Origin of the sequence: Sphingomonas lacusdianchii (assembly GCF_022664395.1) — a bacterium.
Lineage (GTDB): Bacteria > Pseudomonadota > Alphaproteobacteria > Sphingomonadales > Sphingomonadaceae > Sphingomonas > Sphingomonas lacusdianchii.
In genome coordinates this window covers 1-7482 of sequence record NZ_JAKRET010000044.1, presented here as the reverse complement: position 1 = coordinate 7482, position 7482 = coordinate 1, and the positions used below count along the sequence as shown (strand labels likewise).

Below are 7482 nucleotides of genomic sequence, written 5' to 3'. Positions count from 1 at the left end.
CTTGTTCAACAAGCTCAAGAATTGGCGACGGGTCGCCACCCGGTACGACAAAACCGCAGAATCCTACATCGGCTTTGTCAGCCTCGCATCAGTTCTGCTCTGGCTACCCTTTGTCCACGATGCCTAACAATCACCCCGGACCACCCGGTGGAGGCTGCTCAGTGGAGCTGCGCCAACACGCTCGGTAGTGTGTTGGTCCCCCAGTGCTCGACATAGCGTCCGCCTTCGACCCTCACGATGTCGATGACGTCGATGGCGACGTCCTTTCCCGTTGCCTCGACGCCGGCCAACGTGCCTGTGTGCCGGCCCGTTATGGTCTTGCGGGTGGTCACCTTGTCGCCCTCGGCGATCTGATCGTGGATCGTCACCGACAGTTCTGCAAGCGCCGGGCGCAGGACGTTCTGGAAGGTGTCCCACATGCTCTCGCCCCCGTTCGGTGCGCCAGGCGCTGCCGAGCGGTTGACGAAGTCGGGCGCCATCAGCTCGTCAAATGCGGCGCGGTCGCCGGCAGCGATCACCTCCTCGTTGAAGCGGCGAACGACGTTCTTGGGATCATGCAACACTGTCAAATCCTCCGATTGGCATCGTTACGCTTTCAAGGATGGCCTGCATCCCGTCGACCTACTCGGTGCGCCAACTCTCGACCGTTTCCGGGTTTCGATCCAACCGGGGGAATGCCCCCGTCAAGCATGGCGCTGGCGTTGCCGTGCAATGAACGCATCCACTCTGCCTTCCAGCACCGATAGCGGCATCGAACCGCCGAGAAGCACCGCATCGTGGAATCGGCGGACGTCGAAGCGACGACCGAGGGCCCGCTTCGCTTTCTCGCGAAGCCGCAGGATTGCCGCCTTGCCGATCGTGTAGCCGCAGGCCTGGCCCGGGGAGCAGGCGTAGCGCTCGACCTCCTGCTCGCACGAGGCGATGGGATCGCCCGTGATCCCGTGCAACTCGGCGACCGCCTTCGACCGGTTCCACCGCCTGGCGTGAATGCCCGTATCGACCACGAGCCTGCCAGCCCGGAGCAGCGCTTCGTGCACATAGCCGAGCTGCCATGCCGGCTGCCCCGCAAACGCCCCGATCTCGTCGGCGAGCTGCTCGGCGTAATGCGCCCAGCCCTCGAGATAGGCGTTGGGGAACAGCAGCTTGCGCACGTCGGGGATGCTCGATCCGGTCTGCAGGCTGACCTGAAGATGGTGGCCCGGAATCCCTTCGTGAAAACTGGTGGTCACGGCGGTGAACATCGGCACCTCGCCCATGTCCCGCATGTTGAGCCAGTAGACCCCCGGCCGGCGGCCGTCGATGCTGCCGGGCGTGTAATGCGAACTCTCACCGCCTTGGGATGCGGGGGGCACGCGCCTGATCTCCAGCCCGGCTTTCGGCACGGTCCCGAACCAGCGCGGCAGCCGCGCCTCCATATCGCGCATGACCCGGTTCAATGCGGCGATCTCGTCCGAGCGCCCTTGGTCGGTATCGGGATAGAGGTAGCGCGGGTCTCGGAACAGCGCGGCATACCGCTCCGAAACGCTCCCCTTCGTCGATCCGATCTGCGCGAACAGCATCTCGGCCTGTGCCATCAGCTTCGCGGTCAGCTCGGCACCGAGCCGATGTACCTCGTCAGGGGTCATGTCGGTGGTAGTCGCGGTCCGCAGCGCCTCGGCGTAATAGGCATCACCATCGGGCAGCCGCCAGACGCCAGGCTTGGCCGAAGCTGACGGCTGCAACGTCCGAAGCAGCGTCGCCTGCCGCTCGAGCGCGGGCAACACGCGCCGCTCATGGATCGCGGCTGTCCGCTTCACCCAGTCACCTGCCACCTTTGCCGCTTCGGCACGATGCACGAGAGAGGAGACGAGCGCCGAGCGATCCGTCGGCGCCGCGAGGGCGTTCGTCTGCGCCAGTGCGCCGGCAAGGGCGAAGTCCGGCGGTGCAACGCCCGATGCCGCGTCGTGCCGAACGCGATCAGCCTCCTGGTCGAGGAGCGTGGCGAAGGCGTCGAGGCGGGACAGATAGGCCTCGCAATCCTGCCCCGTCGCGATCGTGTGCTGCGTGGTCAGCAGTTCGGGCACGGTCAGGTAGGCGCCGTCGATCTGGCTGAGCACATAGGGTGAGCCTGCGCCTTCGCCGCTGTAGATGAAGCCGCCATACGCGAATCGCTCATGCGCGCGGGCGATCATCTCGCGGTCGTAGCGGACGCAATCATAGTCGATGCGGCTCTGCTCATCCAGGCTGGCGCGATCGACGGATCGAAGGGTCGCCAGCTGGTCTACGACGATCCGTCGGCGACGTTGTATGCCGTTCAGCGATCCGTCGTGAAGTCTGGACTTCAGAATCGCGCGATCCCCGGTATCGACCCCGAAGATGGTCGCGAACTCCGGCACTTCACGCAGCGCGGTTGCGTAGAAGTCGTCGAAGGCACGGGTGAGTTGCTGATCCGCTTGCGTTGGCTGCGCACGAACCGCCCGGCTTCCGCATAGGAAGGTTACGGCAAGCGTCGAATGGCAGAGCTCTCGCCTGTTCATCGCACCCCAAGGACCGGCCGACGAATTGGATCGTCAAACCGATGATGGCACAGCCGGCCCCGAATGTCCGCTGCCATATCAGCCACTCACATCCGAGATCCTCCGGCAAATCTAGTCTGGCTTATGGAAACCGGAGTGACTGGGGCATTCCCCATTGGGATCGAATTTTGGGAACACGACTGGCTTCCCAAAACCGATTTGCGAGACGCCTTTTGAGAAAGGGCTGTGGGACCGATTGCCTCAGTGACACGTCCCAAATGCACAGCTAGTTAGCCTTCGTGCAGGCCGTCCGGCAACTTCTCGCGCAACGCCATTTTGCCGTGCTGCTGTGCGCGGCGACACTGCTGCTAAAGCTGCTGGTCCCCACCGGCTACATGATCGACAACGATCATGGTCGCATGACCGTCACGATATGCTCGGGCTTCGGTCCGGCGACCATGACGATGGACATGCCGGGGATGCATGGCGACATGCCCGATCACGGCAAGTCGAAGGATCACGGCAAGGCGGAAATGCCCTGCGCTTTTTCGGGCCTGTCGGCCGCGATGCTGGGGACGGTCGATCCTGTCCAGGTTGCCGCCCTGATCGTCTTCATCCTGGCCCTCGGCCTGATCGCGACTATCCCGCCAGCACCCTCACGTTTGGCTCATCTACGGCCTCCACTGCGCGGACCGCCGTTCTACCTCTGACCTGTCATCACGCGCCGATTCATTCGGCGCGACCATGAGTTGCGGCCCGCATCCTTAGGCGTCGGGCCGGTCAAAGGTATTCCCATGTTCCGATCCTATCTTCTGGCGGGCGCGGCTGCGCCCTGCCTGCTGCTGGCCGTGCCGGCCGATGCACAGGTGCGAAGCACCAACACCACTGACGATCGCACCGGCGCGACAATCGTCGTCAATGGCCAGCGCGATCCACTGAAGCTCGACAATCAGGCGCAGACGAGCAGCCGCCTCGGATTGTCGATCCGGGAGACGCCGGCGAGCGTCGAAATGCTAACGCAGGACGATCTCCAGGTTTCTGGCCTTCGCACTGCGCGCGAGACGTTCAACGACGTGGTGGGTGCGATCTCCGGCAACGTGCCGGGCAACCCGGCCATCGTCAGCTTGCGCGGCTTCGCCGGCAACACCGTATCGATCCTTCAGGACGGCGTGCGGATTTCGACTTCAACCGTCGTTCAGCGCGATAGCAACAACTGGCACTATGATCGGGTCGAGGTGCTGAAGGGGCCGGCCTCGGTTCTCTACGGCGAAGGCGCGCTGGCGGGCGTCATCAACAAGGTGACGCGCAAGCCGGTGCTGGGCGAACGGCATCTCGACACGCTGCGGTCGGTCGGCAGCTTCAACACGGTGTTCGCGGCCGGCGGGGTCAACCTCCCGGTATCGTCCACGATCGCGGTGCGGGCGGACGCCAGCTATCAGCGATCGGACAGCCTCTACGACGTGGACAATAACGACACCTTCTCGGCCGGGCTGACCGCGAGCGCGCTGTGGAAGCCGATCGATCGGCTGTCGCTGCTCGTCGCCGTCGATCATTTCGAGGATCGCTACGATGCCACCTATCAGGGCCTGCCGCTGATCCCCGGCCAATATGCCCTGCACCCGACCGATGCCGTCACGACGGGGAACGGCCTGGTCGCCGATCGCGCGCTGCGCCGGCGTAACTACAATCCCCAAGGCGCCTATTCCGGTGCCGATGAAACCACCGTGCGCTCGCGGCTCGACTGGTCGATCGGCAGCGGGTGGACCTTCGCGATCGACCTGGCCGGCTACACCGCCGATCGGCAGTTTATGCTGACGGACAGCCAGACCTTCGTCGCGCCCACCGCAGCCTTTCCCAATGGCAGCTTCCGCCAAAGCCATCAGGATTTTCGCCACGATCACCAATTCTGGAACGCGCGCGGGGTCGTCGGCAACGACAGCCGGATCGCGGGGCTGCGCAACCGTTTCAGCCTAGGTGTCGAGCATAACGACACCGACTTCACCAGCCTGCGGCAACAGGCCCCGGTGACGGCGCTGCCCGCAGTGGACGTGCGAAATCCGGCCGTCGTGCCGCTGCCGACAGGCACGGCGATCTTCACCACCACCAACGTCACTTTCGACTCCAAGCTGAAACAGACCTCCGTGTTCGCGGAAGATGCGCTGAATCTGACATCCAAATGGCTGCTGGTGGGCGGGGTGCGCTGGGACCACATCGCGCTCGATCGGACGACGATCCAGAACGCGACAGGCGCGGCTGATCGCAACAGCCCGACCTTCGACCCCGTGTCGTGGCGGGCGGGCACCACGCGGGACGTGACACCGAGCCTGACGCTCTACGCGCAATATACGACGGCGGTATCGCCGGTGTCCTCGATCCTGCTGGCCTCGATCGCCAACAGCCGCTTCCGACTGACGAAGGGTCGCGCCTACGAGGCCGGATTCAAGGCGACCGCATGGGGCGGGCGGGCGAGCGTCACCGGCGCGGCCTATCGCATCGAGCAGCGCGACATCCTGACCCGCGATCCGAACAACCCGACGCTGACGGTGCAGGGCGGGCGGCAATCGTCGCAGGGCGTCGAGCTGTCCGCCGTCGTCTCGCCGGCGAAGGCGCTGCGCCTGTCAGGCGGCGTATCCTACACCGATGCGCAATATGACGAGCTTTCCGAGCTGGTGGGGGGCGAGCGGATCGACCGGAGCGGCAACCGCCCGATTAACATTCCTTCGACCACCGTGAACGCCTCGGCGCTCTACACGATCGCGGACAAGGTGACGGTGGGCGGCTTCCTGCGGCACGCCAGCGCCTTCTACACCGACACGGCCAACACTTTCCGGGTCGCAGGGCATACCGTGCTGGATGCCAGCCTCTCGTTCCCGGTCGCACCGCAAGCAACTCTGACGCTGCGTGGTCGGAACCTGACCGAGGCCTTCTACGGCGAATATTCGGGCTACCCGACCACCAACGTCTATATCGGTGCGCCGCGATCGTTCGAAGTGGCGCTGGCGACGCGGTTCTAATGGCCGGGCACCCGCGATCGGCAGCGACGCGCGCGCGCATTCTCGTGCGCCGCGTTCATCTGTGGCTGGGGTTGAGCCTGGGGCTGCTGTTCGCGGTGCTGGGCCTCACCGGGTCGGCGCTGGTGTTCTACACCGGTATCGATGCCGCGCTCCATCCGGTGGTCGAAGCGGAACCGGGTGATTTGCCGCCTGGCTTGGCCTCGCCGGCATGGGATCGCGCGCTGGCGACCGGGCGTGCCCGCTGGCACCATCCGGGCGACAAGTGGACGCTGGAGGTGACAGGCGAAGGCGGCCCCATTCCCGCCCGCTACTACCCGGCGTCCAGTCACGGCCATCATACCGATCGGATGATGGTCTGGTTCTCGCCTGACGGCACCTGGATCGTCCGTGCCGAACCCTGGGGCGGCTATCTGATGAGCTGGCTCTACCAGCTCCATATGGCGCTGCTTGCCGGCGACCTCGGTGGTCAGGTGGTGGGCTGGTCGGGCGTGGCGATGCTCCTGCTGCTCGTCAGCGGCATCGCGGCGTGGTGGCCGCGTGGAAGCTGGCGCAAGGGGCTCGCCTTCAAGCGCGACGCCGCGCCGATCCGCCGACTGCGCGACTTTCACAAACTGTCCGGCCTGTGGAGCATGGCGCTGCTGTTCGTGCTGGTGGCGACGGGCGTACTGCTGGCGCTGCCCGCCGTCACGCAGGCGTTGCTGGCTCCTGCGACCATTCCCGCGCCGAAATCGGCAGGGGAAGGTGATCGCCAAATCGCGATCGTCCAAGCGTTCGACGCGGCTCATCGCGCTCTGCCGGACGGCCGCATCGTCTTCATCGACATACCGGGTGCCGGCGATGCACCGATCCGGGTCCGGTCGCAGGTGCCCGGTGATCCGCACCGGCGCTTCCCCGGCAGCTATGTGTTTATCGACCAGTTCTCCGGTCGCGTGCTGGCCGTGCATGATGTTCGCCGGGCCGGCACCGGCACCGCCGTGGCGAGTTGGATCCGCACACTACACGACGGCACGGTGGGCGGGGTGGCGACCCGCATCCTCGCGGTGTTGATCGGCTTCGTCCCGACGATCCTGTTGGCGACAGGCATCCTTCATTGGCTGCGCCGGCGAAAGGCTGCACGCATGGTCTGACTGCCTTGGCACCAGCTTTCCCAAGTAGGAACGGTGACCGGCACGCCGGTGCATTCCCATTGGGGATCGGGAAACGAGAACGGGCGGCTACTGCATAATTAGGCCACCATCGACGGCATATTGGCTGCCGGTGACGTAGGAGGCATCGTCCGAGAGGAGGAACAGCGCAACAGCCGCCGCTTCCTCGGGTGTACCAAGGCGACCCAGCGGGACCTGACCCACGACGAAATCCTCGATACCACGTTTTGCCTCATCGGGCAGGAAATGGCGGAAATTGGTGTCGATCGGTCCGGGCACAACGACGTTCACACGGATGCCTCGCGGCGCGAATGCCGTTGCCCAAGACCGTGCCATCGCGACCAGTGCCCCTTTGGTGGCAGCTTACAGGCTTGTGGCAGCGGCTCCCTCATAGGTTGAGGACGATGACGTGACGACGACCGAGGCCCCGTCCCTCAGGTGATCGGACAGCGCAGCGAGTTGAAGCATCGGACCCCGCACGTTGGCGGCCATCATCCGGTCGAGGGCACTGGCGTCGACTTCTTCAGGCGTGCCGAGCGCGGCATATCCGGCGTTGAGCCAAAGTCCGTCCAGGCCGCCCGCATTGTTTGCCGTTTCGGCCAGCATGGCGACGCTGGCAGGATCAGCGGCATCATTGGCGAGGACCTGGCCACGATCGCCGAGTTGACCTGAGCAGCCCCCACCGGGTGGTCCGGGGTGATTGTTAGGCGGCGTGGACAAATTTGAGCCAGTATCGTGCGGTGGCGATGTGGACCATGCCGAGGAAGCTGTTGGCCAGTTGATCGTATCGGGTGGCGATGGCCCGATTGATCTTGAGTTGACCGAACA

5 protein-coding genes and 2 pseudogenes are annotated in these 7482 nt (G+C 65.0%); 4 read left to right on the top strand and 3 right to left on the bottom strand.

The window, feature by feature from the left end; all coding sequences use genetic code 11:
• A pseudogene (locus MF607_RS22025) lies at positions 1 to 127 on the top strand (IS5 family transposase); the annotation flags it as partial.
• A gap of 31 nt (positions 128 to 158) precedes the next feature.
• Here MF607_RS22025 and MF607_RS22020 read toward each other — a convergent pair.
• Both MF607_RS22020 and MF607_RS22015 read right to left on the bottom strand, forming a co-directional pair.
• Complete coding sequence (locus MF607_RS22020; protein WP_242122315.1) at positions 159 to 563, bottom strand: ester cyclase; 405 nt, start codon at positions 561 to 563, stop codon at positions 159 to 161.
• A gap of 120 nt (positions 564 to 683) precedes the next feature.
• Positions 684 to 2516, bottom strand: a complete 1833-nt coding sequence (locus tag MF607_RS22015) for a DUF885 domain-containing protein (RefSeq protein WP_242122314.1) — start codon at positions 2514 to 2516, stop codon at positions 684 to 686.
• A gap of 278 nt (positions 2517 to 2794) precedes the next feature.
• Here MF607_RS22015 and MF607_RS22010 point away from each other — a divergent pair, with 278 nt between their 5' ends.
• The 3 genes from MF607_RS22010 (at position 2795) to MF607_RS22000 (ending at position 6636) form a co-directional block, all read left to right on the top strand.
• On the top strand, positions 2795 to 3205 hold the full coding sequence (locus MF607_RS22010) for a DUF2946 family protein (protein ID WP_242122313.1): 411 nt from the start codon (positions 2795 to 2797) through the stop codon (positions 3203 to 3205).
• A gap of 84 nt (positions 3206 to 3289) precedes the next feature.
• Positions 3290 to 5509 (top strand): TonB-dependent receptor, encoded by a 2220-nt coding sequence (locus MF607_RS22005; RefSeq protein WP_242122312.1) that lies wholly within the window; start codon positions 3290 to 3292, stop codon positions 5507 to 5509.
• Positions 5509 to 6636: a PepSY-associated TM helix domain-containing protein gene (locus MF607_RS22000; protein ID WP_242122311.1), complete on the top strand. Its 1128-nt coding sequence runs from the start codon at positions 5509 to 5511 to the stop codon at positions 6634 to 6636. Before MF607_RS22005 ends, MF607_RS22000 begins: the two co-directional genes overlap by 1 nt.
• Positions 6637 to 6723: 87 nt before the next feature.
• Here MF607_RS22000 and MF607_RS21995 read toward each other — a convergent pair.
• Positions 6724 to 7374 (bottom strand): annotated as a pseudogene (locus tag MF607_RS21995) (SDR family NAD(P)-dependent oxidoreductase).
• Positions 7375 to 7482 lie beyond the last annotated feature (108 nt).

Coding starts and splice junctions, on each gene's coding strand:
- MF607_RS22000 (WP_242122311.1), top strand. CDS start 5,509: ATGGCCGGGCACCCGCGATCGGCAGCGACGCGCGCGCGCATTCTCGTG.
- MF607_RS22015 (WP_242122314.1), bottom strand. CDS start 2,516: ATGAACAGGCGAGAGCTCTGCCATTCGACGCTTGCCGTAACCTTCCTA.
- MF607_RS22005 (WP_242122312.1), top strand. CDS start 3,290: ATGTTCCGATCCTATCTTCTGGCGGGCGCGGCTGCGCCCTGCCTGCTG.